We start from the raw sequence: 14,701 nt of genomic DNA on the forward strand, positions 1-14,701 counted from the left end.
GGGGTCAGGCGGACAGGTCGGCGAGCGCGGCGCGCATCCGCTCCCGCGATCCGTCCAGGTGCACGGACAGTGCCGCGAGCGCGCCCTCGAGGTCGCCCGCCCGGACCAGTTCCGCCAGCGCGGCGTGGTCAGCCGCCGCCGGGTGGAGGTCGCGGTCGCGGGTGTTGGTGACGTCGAGCATGGCGGCGAACAGCGGCCGGTGGGTGGCCCATGCCGCGGCGAGCCTGCGGTTGCCCGCGAGGTCGTAGAACGCCGTGTGGAAGTCCATGTCCGCCGCGGCGAACCGGGCCGGGTCGCCGTCGTCGGCGGCCGCGGTCATCCGCGCGACCGCGTCCGTCACCGCCGACCAGTCCGCCGTGCCCGCCCGCTCGATCGTTTCGCGGAGGGCGAGGCCTTCCAGCGCTTCCCGCAGCGCGTACAGCTCGCGCAGGTCGTCGCCGGTCAGCCCGAGCACGAACACGCCACGGCGGCGCGTCTCCACCAGGCCCTCGATCTCCAGCTGGCGCAGGGCGTCGCGCACCGGGCCGCGGCTGACGCCGAAGTCGTCGGCGAGCCTGCCCTCGACCAGGTGCGTGCCGGGCGCCAGCTCGCCCCGCACCACCATGGCCCGCAGCTGCTCGACGAGCTGCTCGCCGAGGGCGGCGGCCTTGCGGACCGGGCTGACGGTCATGGCGAGTTCCGGCACGCGCCCAGCCTAGGGCCGCCACGGTTAACCGTCAACAAAGACCGTTGACGGTTAACCGTATACCGGGTCATAGTGCCGGTGGGCACGACGCCGTGCTCCTCGTTCCCCCGGAAGGACTCCGCATGGCCACCGACCGGCGCTATCCCTGGAAGGTCACCGCCTCCAGCTTCCTCGGCAACACCCTCGAGTACTACGACTTCCTGGTCTACGGCACCGCGGCCGCGGTGATCTTCCCGAAGGTGTTCTTCCCGGACGCCGGTGGCTTCGTCGCGACGCTCGCGGCGTTCGGGACGTTCGCCGTGGGGTTCCTGGCCCGGCCGCTGGGCGGGCTGTACTTCGGCCGCCGCGGCGACCGGAGGGGCCGGAAGCCGACACTGCTGGTGACGCTGTCGGTCATGGGTGTCTCGACCGTCCTCATCGGACTGTTGCCGGGCTACGGCGTGCTCGGCCCGGCGGCCCCGCTGCTGCTCGTGGCCCTGCGGCTGGTGCAGGGGTTCGCCGTCGGCGGCGAGTGGGGCGGGTCGATGATCATCGTGCTGGAATCGGCGCCACCGCACCGGCGCGGGTTCTTCAGCGCCTGGCCGAACACCGGCGGGTTCTCGGCCCAGATCCTCATCACCGGCGTCTTCGCCTGGGTCTACACCCTGCCCGAGGCGGCGCTGTACTCGTGGGGCTGGCGCGTGCCGTTCCTGCTCTCGGCCGTCATTCTCGCCGTCACGTTCTGGATGCGCCTGTCCCTCAAGGAAAGCCCGGTCTTCACCGCGGCGGTCAAGACCGAGCGGGAGCCGGACCCGGTGCGCTCGACGTTCCGCGAGAACTGGCGGAGCCTGCTGCTCATCCTCGGCCTGCGGTTCGCCGAGGCACTCCCCTACTTCCTGCTGACGGTGTTCGCGCTGTCATACGCCACCACACTGAAGATCGACAAGAGCGTGCTGAACACCGCGATCCTGGTCGTGTCGGTGCTGGCGTTCGTGAGCCACGGGGTGTTCGCGGCCATCTCCGACCGGATCGGGCGCCGCCCGGTCTACCTGTTCGGCGCGGTGGTCGTCGGGCTGGCGGCGGTGCCGTTCTTCTGGCTGCTGCAGACGGGACAGTTCGCGCTGATCCTGCTGGGGTACGTCCTGGTGCTCAACCTGGGGCACAACGCGATCAACGCGGTCCAGCCGGCGTTCTTCGCCGAGCTGTTCCCGGCCGACCGCCGCTACACGGGCGCGGCGGGCGGCCGCGAGCTGGCATCGATCCTGGCGGGCGGCCTGACGCCGTTCGTGGCGACGGCACTGGCCGGTCCGGGCGGAACGCGCTGGCCGCTCGTGGCGGGCTACGTCGTGCTCGGGGCAGTACTGACGATCGTGTCGGCCTGGCTGGCCCCGGAGACCTTCCGGCGCGACCTGCACACGACCGCGGAACCCGCTACGACGCCCCGGCGCCGCACGTCACGGCTTTGAGTTCGGCCAGCGATTCCCGCAGCACCACGGACAGTTCGCGGTCACCGGGGGCCGCGAGCCAGCGCCCGAAGCCCACCTTGAAGACCGTGATGCCCGCCTCGGCGGCCAGGGTCGCGGGCAGCTCCGCGACACCGCGCCCGCGCAGGGCGACGGCGAGCGCGGCGGCCATCGCGGCGAACTTGGTCAGCTCCCGCTCGCGCAGCTCCGGGTTCGCCGCGATGACCGCCTGCCGCTCCCGATGTTCGCCGCGGCCGTCGAACTCCCGGGCGAGGGCGTCGAGGCCCGCCGCCACCGCGTCGATCGGCGCCGCGGACTCCGGTGCGCCCTCGACCGCGGCAACGAGCCGCTCCTGCAGGGCACCGGCCTTGGCGAACATCACCTCGCCCTTGTCGGGATAGTGCCGGAAGTAGGTGCGCTCGGTCAGCCCCGCCCGCTGGGCGATCTCCGCCACGGTCGTCTGCTCGTAGCCGCGCTCGCCGAAGAGCTCCAACGCCGCCTGCGCCAGGCGTCCGCACGCGTTCGGCTCCCATCTGCCCATGCGGGGATCCTACGCGATGACAGCGACTGACATCAGGTGCTACGGTCGATGACAGTCACTGACATCGAGAAGGAGAAGACCGTGCACGTCGGAGTAGCGATGCCCCAGTTCACCCCGGAGGAGGACGTCAAGAACGTCGCCGACCGGGCCACCGAGCTGGCCGCGGAAGCCGAACAGCAGGGAATCGGCACGGTCTGGTTCAACCAGGGGGCGGCCCACGACGCCATCGTGCTCGCGGCCGCCGTGGGCCGCGACGTTCCCCGCATCTCCGTCGGCACCGCCGTCGTCCCCATGCACCCACGCCACCCGCAACTGCTGGCGTCCGCGGCCAAAACCGCCCAGGCGGTCACCCGCGGCCGCTTCCGGCTGGGCCTCGGCCTCGGCGCACCGGACCTGCTGACGCACGCCTACGGCCTGCCCTACCCGCCGCCGATCACGCACCTGCGTGAATACCTCGGTGCCCTCCGGCCCCTACTCGACGGCGAGACCACGTCCTTCGAGGGCACCACCCTGCAGTCGCACCCGGTCGGTCCCACCGCGGTCGCGGGCGCCGAACCGGAGATCCCGGTGATCGTCGCGGCCATGGGACCGCAGGCGCTGCGCGTGGCCGGCGAACTGGCCGACGGGACGATGCCGTTCCTGGCCGGGCCCCGCACGCTCGCCGGCCACATCGTTCCCCGGATCACCGAAGCGGCCGCCCGCGCCGGCCGCCCCGCGCCCCGGGTGATCGCCTCGGTCCCGGCCATCGTGACCGACGACGTCGAGCAGGCGAGGGCCGCCGCCGTCGCCCGGCTCGCCTTCTACGACTCGATCCCGTCCTACCGCCGGATCGTCGAACGGGAGGGCGCCGGCCGGGCCGTCGACCTGGCGCTGATCGGCGACGAGGCCACGGTCGCCGCAGGGCTGCGCCGCTACGCCGAGGCGGGCGCCACCGAAATCACCGTCGCCTACACCGACATCGCGCGCGAAGAAGACCGACGGCGCACGTGGCAGCTGGCCGGCGAGCTGACCCGCACGACCTGAGTCCGTCAGCCGTCGCCGGGCTGGTCGCGGGTGCGGTGCAGCAGCCAGTCGCGGCTGGTGCGGATCAGCGCGTACCGCACCGCGCCCGCCCGGCCGTGCAGGGTGAACAGGATCCGCTTTGCCGTGCGGTCGTGCTCCTCCCACCAGCCGGTGTCGGCGATCTTCTTGGTGTCGTCCTCGTAGGCGAGGTGGTCGAGCGCGTGGTCGGGGACGGCCACGGCCAGCCGGTCGGCGGCCGGGTCCGGCGGCAGGCCGCGCGGGACCGCCCACGACCGCAGCACGCCGTCCTCCTCCAGCCGCAGGTCGAAGTGGTGCCGTGGCCGCCAGTGCTCGTGCAGCACGAACGCCGGTCGCCTGCCCATGACGTCAGGATGCCGGGACCGCGGCGACGGCCTCGACCTCGGCGACGTAGTCCGGCCCGGCCAGCGCCGCGACGACGGCGAGTGTCTGGGCGGGGAAGTCGCCGTCCGGGTACCACTTCCCGAACGCCTCGGCCTGCGCCGCGCGGTACCCGGCGAGGTGCTCGGTGCCGGCGAGCAGGGTCGTGAGCTTGACGAGGTGTTCCGGCCCGGCGCCTTCGGCGGCCAGCAGCGCGTGCAGGTTGGCGAAGATCTGCCGCGCCTGTGCCTCGGCCCCGGGTCCGGCGAGTACGCCGTTGGGCCGCACGCCGAGCTGGCCGGCGAAGAAGACGAGCCGGTGCCCGGGTGGCACTTCGGCGACGTGGCTGTACCGCCCGAGGGGCGGAGCGACGACTTCGGGACTCCGGCGGCGCGGCTGCACACCGTCATGATCGCAGAATGCTCACCGCCGCGGCGACACCGTCCTCGGCCCGCAGCCGCGCGCTCACGTACTGCGCGCCACGGCGGAAGAGCGGGTTGCCGGTCAGTTCGCGCAGCCGGGCGGTGAGCACGTCGGCGTCGAGGTCCTTCGGCGGCAGCGGCCGGGGTCCGGCGCTGAGCCGGGACACCCGGTCACCCCAGAAGGGCTGGTCGGAGAACACCGGGCAGACCAGCGACGGAACACCGGCACGCAGGGCCGCGGCGGTGGTTCCGGCACCGCCGTGGTGGACGACCGCGGCCGTGCGGGGGAACAGCCACGCGTGCGGGACGTCCCCGACGGTGAGCAGGTCGTCGCTGCCGGGCCCGCTGGTGGCGAGCAACCCACGCAGCCGGGCGCGACGCAGGGCGGTGCGCACGATCGCGAAGGTGGCCTCGGCGTCCGCGGGACGCATGCTGCCGAAGCCGACGTACACCGGCGGCGGTCCCGCGGCGAGAAAGTCGCGCAGGCGAGAGTCCGGGCGCCACGGCCCGGGATCGAGGAACCAGTACCCGGTGACGTGGACGCGGGCAGGCCAGTCGGGCGGCCGCGGCACGACGGCGTCGGAGAACCCGCACAGCACCGGTGACCGGCGCCGCGGCCCGCGCAGCCCGGCCTTGGGGAGGCCGAGCGTTTCGACGCGCCAGCGGTCGATTTCAGGCCGCAGCAGCTGCCAGGCGAGCGCGTCGACGGCGTGGAAGCTGAGCTGCCGTCCCCACGGCCCGAGCCGGGCGGCGCGGGGCAGGAGCGGGTGGGCGAAGGCCCGGGTGGGGACGCTGGGCTGGTAGTGCAGTTCGACGTCGGGGACGTCGAGGTGGGCACCGAGGAACCCGAGGGTCGGGGCGAGCACGAGACCGGCGCCCGCCGTGCCAGTGTGGACGTCGGCGAGGAGCCGGTCGAGGACGGGCCGCAGGGCATCGCGGAGCCCGCGCAGGAAGGCGGTGCGGCCGCCAGAGGTCCACGCGCGGCCGGACGCCGAGTCCAGGACCTCGCCGGGATCGGCGCTTAGCGGCGCGAAGTCGAGGCCGTGCGCGGTGATGAGGGAGCGGAAGCGCTCGGCGGCGAGCACCCGGACGCGGTCTCCGTCGGCGGCGAGGCCCCGGCCCAGGGCGACGCAAGGCTGGACGTCGCCGCGCGAGCCGGGAGCGATGATCACGACGAGGCGGCTCATCGGCGGACCTGGGGGCGCGGACGTGGAACGGGAACGGCTCGCGATGTGGGGTGGCCCGCCGCGCACCAACGGTCCACAACCCCCACCGCCGTCATCGCTTTGCCGCCGTCAGGCGGTAGCGCAGCCGGAATGGCAGCCTCGCCAGCAACGCCGCCAGCCGGGCGTCCCGGCCCACCAGATATCTCGGTGCCGGGTGCCGGGTCGTCAGCGCCTTCACCACCACCTCCGCCGCCCGGCTCGGTGGCACGCCCGTGCGGGCCGATCGCGCCGCACTGCGCTCTGCCGCCGCCAGCTGGGCTTCGTACCGCTCCAGCCCTGCCGGGGGCAGTGTCTCGCGGATTTCGTCCGCCGCCGCTCGGGCTCGGGGCCAGATTGCCGTGGCCACCGCTCCCGGTTCCACCAGCACCACCTCGATTCCCTCCGGGGCCAGCTCCGCGCGCAGGCTGTCCGTCAGGCCCACCAGCGCGAACTTCGACGTGTGGTACGGCCCGATCATCGGTCCCGCGATGCGGCCGCCGATCGAGCCGACCGTCACCACCCTGGCCGTCTCCGCCCGGCGCAACGCCGGGAGCATGGCGCGCGTGACCGCGAGCTGGCCCGTGACGTTCACCTCCAGCTGCTCGCGGAACACCTCCAGCGGCACGTACTCCAGCGGGCCCGGCCGCGCGAGGCCCGCGTTGTTCACCAGCCCGCGTACTCCCCCGGCCGCCGCGACGCGCTCGCCGCATGCCGCGATCGAGTCCGGGTCGCGCAGGTCCATGCGCAGCACCGTGACCGCCTTGCCGTAGGCGTGCTCCAGTTCCTTCTGGTCGACGTCGGTGCGGACGCTCGCCCACACGTGCGCGCCGCGGCGGGCCAGCTCCGCCACGCACGCGCGGCCGATGCCGCTCGACGCTCCGGTGACCACATAGGACGGTTTCACGACGCCAGCACCTGCAGCATCCGGGGCCACGTCCGGTGCAGCCGGTCCTGCCAGTACGCCCACTGGTGGGTGCCCGGCCCGTACAGCTCGATCGTCGCCGGGACGCCGAGGGCGCGCAGCCGGTCCGCGAGCGCGCTCGTCTGGCCGCCGCACAGGAATTCCAGCAGCATCGCGCCCGGCAGCACGTCGATCGGGAGCTTCGCGTCCAGCGGTCCCGGCAGGCCGTTGCCCGCCGACAGGTAGACCTCGGTGCCGCGCAGGTTTGCCGCATTGACCACCGGGTCGTGGGCCTCCCAGCGCGTGGACTCCCGCCGCCGGTCGCCCCACAGCGCCTCGGGGTCGAGCCGCGCCGACGTCACGATCGCGGTGGTCAGCAGCTCGCCCGTCGGGCCCGCCGGGTTGACATTGCCGCTGAAGGACGCCGCGTAGCGGAACACTCCCGGCCGCCGCGCGGCCAGCTCGATCGCGCCGTAGCCGCCGAGGGACAGGCCCGCCGCCGCGCGCCGCCCGTCGCCGCGGTAGCCGCGGTCGATCAGCTGCGGCAGCTCGACGGCGGTGAACGTTTCCCACTGGTTCAGCGCAATGTCCTTGCCGTAGTTCCACCAGTCGCTGAAGAATCCGGCGGGACCGGTGCCCGGCATGACAACCAGGACGTCCGCGTCGTCGGCCAGCTGCCGGACGTCGGTGTTGGCGGTCCAGCCGCGGTAGTCCTGCTTCCGGGTCTCGCCCGCCAGCAGGTAGACCGCCGCCCACTTCCGGTCCGGCTCGGCGGCCCAGCCGCGCGGCAGGATCAGCCGGACCATCGCGTACGCGCCGACACCGGTGGAGCGCACGGTCAGGTCCAGCATCCGCGCGTCACCGTCCACAGTGGTCTGGGCGACGACGTGCGACCCGTCGTCGGCGCGCGCGTCCGGCACGCCCGGCTCGGCCAGGGCGGGGACGCCGGGCAGGGTGCACGCCACCGCCGTCAGCAGCGTCAGGCATCTCGCGAACAGGCGCATGCGATTCCTTTCCGGAAAGTCGGCGAAGGTGCGGCCAAGCTAGAGGAATTCCGGACAGGAGCGCAATTGTCCGGTCCACGATGTGAGCGGACAATGTGAAGAGCAGGAAAACAAACTCCCCCACGTGGGTGAGGCGATGGTCGCGGACAGTGACCAAACTCGGACGCCCGTGCCACACCAGCCCAAGTGACCGGTGAGTAACCTGCAATTCGGCAGGTCACAGGCTGTACATGAAGTTGTTTACGGGATCTTGAGGTGCTTCCGGTAACCGATTTCCCGGCGTAGCCTTCGCCCTGTGCCGCCCGGGCCGGTCCTCCGCTGACGCGTCCCGGCACCTCCCCTCCGGAACGTTCCGAAAGGGCCGCTCATGGCTCCCCGAATTCGCTTTCCCCCGGTCCGCCTCGCCACGACACTGATCGTCGCGGCCGCGGCGGTCACCATTTCCGGCACCGCCGCCGAACCCCCGGTTTCCCGGCCACCCACGGTCCCTCCGGCCGCACTCCTGCCTGCCGAAGCACTCCCCGGACGACCGGCCGGACGAGACGTCTTCGACATCACCACCGCACTGTCCACTTCGGATCACTCCAAAGCGGACGGATGCACCGGAATCGTCCACGGCAGACTGCTCGGCCCGGAAACCACCGCAGGTCAGGGCTTCCAGACGGCGGTGCCCGGTGGCCAGCTGTCCGAAGTGGTCGCCCGCACCCCGCACCCGACCGACCTCGCCGCGTGGACCGCACAGGTCCGCCGCTGCGCGCAGGTCACCGTCGACGACGAGGACCTGCCGACCGTCTTCTCGGCACTGACCCTCACGACCCCACCCGCCGTTCCCGGCGCGCAAACCCTGTCCTACCAGCAGGTCCTGACCCTGCCCGGGCAACCGGCCGGGCCGCCGGGACTGCGCCTGCGCACCGTCGCCATCGCCGCCGACGACGTGCTGCTCGTGCTCCGCGACGCCGGAGCGACCGCTCTCGACCTCGACAGCATGGCCGTCGCCGCGTGGCAGCACGCGCTCCCGCGGCTGGGCCGTTAGGCCGGTCACCAGGCAGACCACCTCACCGGCGCCTGTCACTCACGCGCGACCTGAGCAACTCAAGGAGAAACCCATGTCCCAGGAGCACTTCCCGGCGGTGGGCGGCGACACCCTGACCGCGTGCCTGCGCCACTGGGCGGCCGTCAAGCCCGGCGAACCCGCGCTGACCTTCGCCGACTTCGCCACCGAGCCCGCCGGGCGGCGGCGCACCCTGACCTGGCGGCAGCTGGCCGACCGCGTCGAGGCGACCGCCGCCGCGCTGCCGGTCCGGCCCGGCGATCGCGTCGCGGTGCTCTGCCCGCAGGGCACGGACTACGTCACCGGCTTCCTCGCCGCGATCGCCGCAGGCGCGATCGCCGTCCCGCTGTTCGACCCCGGCCTGCCCGGCCACGCCGGACGGCTCGCCGCGGTTCTCGCCGACTGCGCGCCCACCGCCGCGGTCACCACCTCCGCCGTCCGGTCCGCGGTCGAGGAGTTCGCCGGCGGTGGCGTCGAGGTCGTCGCCGTGGACGCTCCGGGCCCGGCACGGTCGTGGCCCGTTCCGGAAGCGGACCCGGACGACGTCGCGTACCTGCAGTACACCTCCGGCTCGACCCGCAACCCGGCCGGGGTCGTGCTGACCCACGCGAACGTGCTCGCCAACGTCACCCAGGCGGTGCAGGGTCTCGGCCTCGACCCCGCCGCGGCCACCACGGTCTCGTGGCTGCCGCTGTTCCACGACATGGGCCTGGTCCTCGGCCTGATCACGCCGCTGGCCCTGGGCCTGCGCTCGGTGCTGATGGACCCGCTCGCGTTCGTCGAGCGGCCCGTGCGCTGGCTGGAGCTGCTCGGCGACCACGCCGGCGCCTGGAGTGCCGCGCCCAACTTCGCGTTCCACTACTGCGCGACCCGCATCCGCGACGCCGACCGCGCCCGGCTGCGGCTCGGCCGCGTCACCGCGATCGTCAACGGCGCCGAGCCGATCAACCCCGGTGTCCTCGACCGCTTCCACGCCGCCTTCGCCGCCGCCGGCTACCGGCCGGAGAAGACGCGCCCGGCGTACGGGCTCGCCGAGGCGACCGTGTTCGTCACCACCGGTCCCGCCGCCGCGCCGCGTGTCACGACGTTCGACCGCGACGCCCTCGCGACCGGCACCGCGCGCCCGGCCGCCGACGGCGTCCGGCTGGTCGCCTGCGGTGTCCCCGCCGGGCAGGAGGTCGCCCTGGTCGATCGCGAGACGGGAACCGCGCTGCCCGACGGCGAGGTCGGCGAAATCTGGGTCCACGGGCCCAATGTCGGCGCCGGGTACTGGCGCAAACCGCTGGAGAGCACGGAAACCTTCGGGGCCCGGCTGGCCGGTGACAAGCGGCCGTGGCTGCGGACCGGCGATCTGGGCGTCCGGTACGAGGGCGAGCTGTACATCGCGGGCCGGATCAAGGACCTGATCATCGTCGACGGGCGCAACCACTACCCGCAGGACGTCGAGGCGACCGCCGCGTCGGCCGATCCCGCGATCCGCCCCGGCAGTGTCGTCGCGTTCGCGATCGACGGCACCGACACCGAGAACGTCGTCGTGGTCGCCGAGCACCGCACCCACGCCGACCTGGCCGAACCCGCCGAGCGCGCACTCGCGGCGGCGATCCGCCGGCTGGTCTCCGACGCGCACGGGCTCGCCCTGCGGGACGTGCTGCTGGTCCCGGCCGGGCGGGTCCCGCGCACCTCCAGCGGCAAGATCGCGCGCAGCGCCTGCCGCGACCGCTACCTCGCCGGCGACTACGGAAAGGCCTTGGCGCGATGACGAACCCGACGCCCGACACGCTGCGCCAGTGGCTGCTGGACACCGTCACCGAACACACCGGAGTGTCCGCCGAACCCGACCGTCCGCTCGGCGACTACGGCCTGTCCTCCCGCCAGGCCGTCGGCATCGCCGCCGACCTCGAAGACCTGCTCGGCACGAAGCTGCCCGCGACGCTGCTGTGGGAAAGCCCGACCATCGACCACCTCGCCCGCAGCCTCACCGGCACCGCCGAACCCGAGGCGCCGCCGGGCAGAGACCGCCGCCGGACCGACCCGGTCGCCGTCGTCGGCCTCGGCTGCCGCTTCCCCGGCGCCGACGGCATCGAGGCGTTCTGGGACCTGCTGACCAGCGGACGGGACGCCGTCCGGACCGCGCCGCCGGGCCGCTGGGACGCCGAGGCGGCGCCGGTGCTGGGCGGATTCCTCGACGACGTCGCCGGATTCGACGCCGACCACTTCGGCATCACCCCGCGCGAGGCGGCGACGATGGACCCGCAGCAGCGGATGCTCCTGGAGGTCGCCTGGGCGGCGCTGGAGCACGCCGGGATCGCGCCCGCGTCGCTGCGCGGCAGCCGCACCGGCGTGTTCACCGGGATCGCCACCCACGACTACGGCCACCTCACCATGACCGCCGGGGCACCGGACCTGTGGACGGCGACCGGCGCGGCGGGCAGCATCGCGGCCAACCGGCTGTCCTATGTGTACGACCTGCGCGGCCCGAGCGTGGCGGTGGACACGGCGTGCTCGTCCTCGCTGGTCGCGGTGCACCACGCGGTGCGTGCGCTGCGCGAAGGCGACGCCGACCTGGCGCTGGCCGCCGGGGTCAACCTGATGCTGCTGCCGGGCCCGACGGCCGCGTTCGCCGCGGCGGGGCTGCTCGCGGACGACGGCCGCTGCAAGGCGTTCTCCGCGGGAGCCGACGGCATCGCGCGGGCCGAGGGCTGCGGCGTCGTGGTGCTCAAGCGGCTGGCCGACGCCGAGGTCGACGGCGACCGCGTACTGGCGGTGATCCGCGCTTCGGCGGTCAATTCCGACGGCCGGTCCCACGGCCTGGCGGCGCCGAACCCCCAGGCACAGCAGGAAATGCTGCGTGATGCCTACCGCGGTCTCGATCCCTCCACTGTGGACTACGTCGAAGCACACGGGACGGGCACGCTCCTCGGCGACCCGATCGAGGCCCGCGCGCTCGGCGCGGTCCTCGGCGCGAGCCGCGACGCCGACGCGCCGCTGCTGATCGGCTCGGTGAAGACGAACATTGCGCACGCGGAGGCGGCGGCCGGGATCGCCGGCCTGATCAAGGTGGTGCTCGCGATGACGCACGGAACGCTGCCGCCGCAGCTGCACTTCACCGCGCCGAACCCGCACATCGCGTTCGACGACCTGCGGGTGAAGGTCGTCACCGAGCCGACGCCCTGGCCCCGGCACTCGGGCCGTGCGACGGCGGGCGTGTCGGCGTTCGGCTTCGGCGGGACGAACGCGCACGTGGTGCTGGAGGAAGCCGCCGCACCGGAGCGCGAACCGTCCGGCGGCACCGGCGTCCGGATCGCCCTGCTGTCCGCCCGCAGCCGCGACCGTCTCGCCGAACGCGCCACCCAGCTCGCCCGCTGGCTGGACTCCCCCGCCGCCCGCCGTCACGCCCTCGCCGACATCACCCACACGCTGTTCCGCCGGGACAACGCCGCCCCGCACCGGGCCGCCCTCGTCGCCGGGGACCACGACGAACTGGCCGTCCTGCTCGGCGCCGTCGGCGAAGGCGCCGATCCCCTGCCCGCGGGCGCGGTCACCGGCACCGCGCGCGCCGGCGAAGGGCCGGTGTTCGTCTTCTCCGGGCACGGTTCCCAGTGGCCCGGCATGGGCCGCGGCCTGCTCGCCGCCGAACCCGCGTTCGCCGCCCAGGTCGACAAGCTCGGCGACCCGTTCACCGAGCACACCGGACGCTCGCTGCGTGCCCTGCTCACCGGCCCCGGTCCGGCCTCACTCGAAGACGTCCAGCTCGCCATCTTCGGCATCCAGGTCGCCCTCGCCGCCCGGTGGGACGCGCTCGGCGTGCGGCCCGCCGCCGTCGTCGGGCACTCCCTCGGCTCCGCGGCCGCCGCCGTCGTGGCCGGGGTGCTCACCGCCGACGAGGCCGTGCACCTGGTCGCCACCCGCGCGCGCCTGCTCGGCACCGTCGGCGCGGGCGGGGCGATGGCCGCCGTCGAACTGGACCCGGACGAACTCGCCGCCCGTCCCGGTGTCGAACTGGCCGTCGACGCCGCGCCGGGACAGCTCACGGTGACGGGTCCGGCCCCGGTGCTGGACCGGCTCGTCGCGGACCTCACCGCCGCCGGCCGCAGCGCACGGCGGCTGCCCGTCGGCGTCGCCGGCCACTCCGCCGGGGTCGAGCCGGTGCTCGATCTGCTGCGGGAGGCCCTCGCCGAGCTGGGCGGGCGGCGGCCGCTGGTGCCCTGGTACGACACCGTGCTCGCCGACCCGCGCGACCTGCCCGACTTCGACGCCGGGTACTGGGCCGCCCACCTGCGGCGGCCGGTGCGGTTCCGGCAGGCCGTCACCGCCGCGGCCGCGGACGGGCACCGCGTGTTCGTCGAGGTGTCACCGCACCCGATCCTGCGGGGTTCGCTCGCCCGGACGCTGGAGGCGGCCGGGATCGCCGACGCGGTCGTGACCGGCACGCTGCGCCGCGGCCAGGACGAGGTCCGCACGTTCGGAGTGGCCGCGGCGACGCTGTACTGCGCGGGAACGCGGCTCACCCTCGCCGACCCGGACGACGGCGCCCGGCTCGCCGACGTCCCGCCGATGCCGTGGCGGCACGAACGGCACTGGTACACCGCGGAAACCGGCCCCGCACCGGTCGGCGGTCCCGAGCCGCAGCCGGTCCGCGCGGCCGCCGCCGACCGGCTGACCGAGGCAGAACCCGCGCCGCTCGCCCACCCCGAGCCGCAGCCGGTCCGCGCCGCCGCCGACCGGCTGACCGAGGCAGAACCCGCGCCGCTCGCCCGCCCCGGGCCGCAGCCGGTCCACGCGGCCGGCGGCGACCGGCTGCCCGAGCCGGAGCCCGCCGCCCCACCCGAACCGCAGCCGATCCGCGGCGGCGACCGGCTCACCGAGATCGTCGCCGCGATCATGGGCCTGGCCCCCGATCGCCTCGATGCCGACGTCCCGCTCGTCGAACTCGGCCTCGACTCCCTCATGGCCAACCGGATCCGCGAAGCCGTCCGGCGCGAGCTGGGCGCCGAGCCCGACGCGGCGGCGGTTCTGCGCGGCGCGACCCTCGCCGACCTCGGCCGCGAACTCAACCGCGACCTCGCCCCGCGCGGCCGGGCCTGGGACGCCGCCGACCGGCTAGGGCGTGTCTGACAAACGTCTCGGTGGGTTGCTGGGATGCTGCTGGTCGTGTCGCGGTTTCAGTTGCTCTCGGACGGTCAGTGGGCCTTGATCCAGGACCTGCTGCCGGTCCGCACCGGTAAGCGAGGCAGGCCCTTCTCGGATGCGCGGGCGATGGTCGAAGGGATCATCTACCGGTATCGGTGCGGGATTCCGTGGCGGGACGTGCCCGCGGTGTTCGGTCCGTGGCAGACGATCTGGACCTGGCATCGCCGGATGGCCGGTGACGGCACCTGGGACACCGTGCTGCAACGCCTGCTCACCGAAGCAGACGCGGCCGGCCTGGTTGATTGGTCGGTGTCGGTGGATTCCACGATCGCCCGGGCGCATCAGCACGCCACCAACATCACCCGTCCCACAGGGGGCTGGGTCGAACTACACGGATCTGCTGACCGAGCCGCCTGATCATGCGATCGGCCGTTCTCGCGGCGGGTGGAGCACCAAGGTGCACCATCTCGTCGACGGGAACGGCCGCCCGCTGGTCACTCTGGTCGGGCCTGGGCAGGCCGGGGACGCGCCGATGTTCCCGCACCTGATGCGGCATCTGCAGGTCCCTCGCCTTGGAGGCGGTCGGGCGCGGACCCGGCCCGACCGTGTCCGCGGTGATAAGGCCTATTCCTCGCGCGCCATCCGCGGACATCTGCGCGCCCGCGGCATCACCGCGGTGATCCCCGAGCCTGCTGATCAGGCCGGGCACCGCAAACGTCGCGGTTCCCGCGGCGGCCGTCCACCCGCCTTCGACGCGGTGGACTACTGCGGCCGCAACGTCGTCGAACGCCGGTTCAACCTGCTCAAACAATGGCGTGGCCTGGCCACTCGCTACGACAAGCTCGCCATCGTCTACCGGTCAGCGGTCGTCCTGCACGCCGTGATCGCCTGGACCAAAGCATTGTCAGACACGCCCTAG

Annotated in this window: 14 protein-coding genes; 7 read left to right on the top strand and 7 right to left on the bottom strand. The window is 73.8% G+C overall.

Going from position 1 to position 14,701, the window contains the following annotated elements:
- Positions 1-4 precede the first annotated feature (4 nt).
- Positions 5-685, bottom strand: a complete 681-nt coding sequence (locus ABJI51_RS41620) for a GntR family transcriptional regulator (RefSeq protein ID WP_348956713.1) — start codon at positions 683-685, stop codon at positions 5-7.
- Positions 686-807: 122 nt separating this feature from the next.
- Here ABJI51_RS41620 and ABJI51_RS41625 point away from each other — a divergent pair, with 122 nt between their 5' ends.
- Complete coding sequence (locus tag ABJI51_RS41625; protein WP_348956714.1) at positions 808-2,130, top strand: MFS transporter; 1,323 nt, start codon at positions 808-810, stop codon at positions 2,128-2,130.
- Here ABJI51_RS41625 and ABJI51_RS41630 read toward each other — a convergent pair.
- Positions 2,096-2,668, bottom strand: coding sequence for a TetR/AcrR family transcriptional regulator (locus tag ABJI51_RS41630; protein ID WP_348956715.1), 573 nt, complete (start codon positions 2,666-2,668; stop codon positions 2,096-2,098). The two genes, ABJI51_RS41625 and ABJI51_RS41630, sit on opposite strands and share 35 nt — an antisense overlap.
- A 48-nt stretch (positions 2,669-2,716) precedes the next feature.
- On the opposite strand from ABJI51_RS41630, the gene ABJI51_RS41635 reads away from it, so the two are divergent.
- The gene (locus ABJI51_RS41635; RefSeq protein WP_348956716.1) at positions 2,717-3,691 is read left to right on the top strand and encodes a TIGR03564 family F420-dependent LLM class oxidoreductase; all 975 of its coding nucleotides are present in this window, start codon (positions 2,717-2,719) and stop codon (positions 3,689-3,691) included.
- Positions 3,692-3,696: 5 nt separating this feature from the next.
- Here the strand turns inward: ABJI51_RS41635 and ABJI51_RS41640 are convergent, their stop codons facing one another.
- The 5 genes from ABJI51_RS41640 to ABJI51_RS41660 all read right to left on the bottom strand — a co-directional run bounded on the left by ABJI51_RS41640 (position 3,697) and on the right by ABJI51_RS41660 (position 7,601).
- Entirely contained in the window at positions 3,697-4,053 is a 357-nt protein-coding gene (locus ABJI51_RS41640; protein ID WP_348956717.1) for a DNA polymerase ligase N-terminal domain-containing protein, read from the bottom strand.
- 4 nt (positions 4,054-4,057) lie between these two features.
- Positions 4,058-4,471, bottom strand: coding sequence for a RidA family protein (locus ABJI51_RS41645; protein ID WP_348956718.1), 414 nt, complete (start codon positions 4,469-4,471; stop codon positions 4,058-4,060).
- Positions 4,472-4,475: 4 nt separating this feature from the next.
- A complete protein-coding gene (locus ABJI51_RS41650) occupies positions 4,476-5,678 on the bottom strand; it encodes a glycosyltransferase (protein WP_348956719.1) in 1,203 nt (400 codons plus the stop codon).
- A 91-nt stretch (positions 5,679-5,769) separates the two neighbouring features.
- Positions 5,770-6,600, bottom strand: coding sequence for an SDR family NAD(P)-dependent oxidoreductase (locus ABJI51_RS41655; protein ID WP_348956720.1), 831 nt, complete (start codon positions 6,598-6,600; stop codon positions 5,770-5,772).
- Positions 6,597-7,601 (bottom strand): alpha/beta hydrolase, encoded by a 1,005-nt coding sequence (locus ABJI51_RS41660; RefSeq protein ID WP_348956721.1) that lies wholly within the window; start codon positions 7,599-7,601, stop codon positions 6,597-6,599. Before ABJI51_RS41660 ends, ABJI51_RS41655 begins: the two co-directional genes overlap by 4 nt.
- Before the next feature lie 367 nt (positions 7,602-7,968).
- Here ABJI51_RS41660 and ABJI51_RS41665 point away from each other — a divergent pair, with 367 nt between their 5' ends.
- The 5 genes from ABJI51_RS41665 to ABJI51_RS43650 all read left to right on the top strand — a co-directional run bounded on the left by ABJI51_RS41665 (position 7,969) and on the right by ABJI51_RS43650 (position 14,701).
- Complete coding sequence (locus ABJI51_RS41665) at positions 7,969-8,634, top strand: hypothetical protein (RefSeq protein WP_348956722.1); 666 nt, start codon at positions 7,969-7,971, stop codon at positions 8,632-8,634.
- A gap of 73 nt (positions 8,635-8,707) precedes the next feature.
- Positions 8,708-10,411 (top strand): fatty acyl-AMP ligase, encoded by a 1,704-nt coding sequence (locus tag ABJI51_RS41670; RefSeq protein ID WP_348956723.1) that lies wholly within the window; start codon positions 8,708-8,710, stop codon positions 10,409-10,411.
- Positions 10,408-13,767: a type I polyketide synthase gene (locus tag ABJI51_RS41675; RefSeq protein ID WP_348956724.1), complete on the top strand. Its 3,360-nt coding sequence runs from the start codon at positions 10,408-10,410 to the stop codon at positions 13,765-13,767. Before ABJI51_RS41670 ends, ABJI51_RS41675 begins: the two co-directional genes overlap by 4 nt.
- A gap of 24 nt (positions 13,768-13,791) precedes the next feature.
- Positions 13,792-14,199: a transposase gene (locus tag ABJI51_RS43645; RefSeq protein ID WP_431605568.1), complete on the top strand. Its 408-nt coding sequence runs from the start codon at positions 13,792-13,794 to the stop codon at positions 14,197-14,199.
- Positions 14,200-14,239: 40 nt separating this feature from the next.
- On the top strand, positions 14,240-14,701 hold the full coding sequence (locus tag ABJI51_RS43650; protein WP_431605569.1) for a transposase: 462 nt from the start codon (positions 14,240-14,242) through the stop codon (positions 14,699-14,701).

This window comes from Amycolatopsis melonis, assembly GCF_040064235.1.
Classification (GTDB): domain Bacteria; phylum Actinomycetota; class Actinomycetes; order Mycobacteriales; family Pseudonocardiaceae; genus Amycolatopsis; species Amycolatopsis melonis.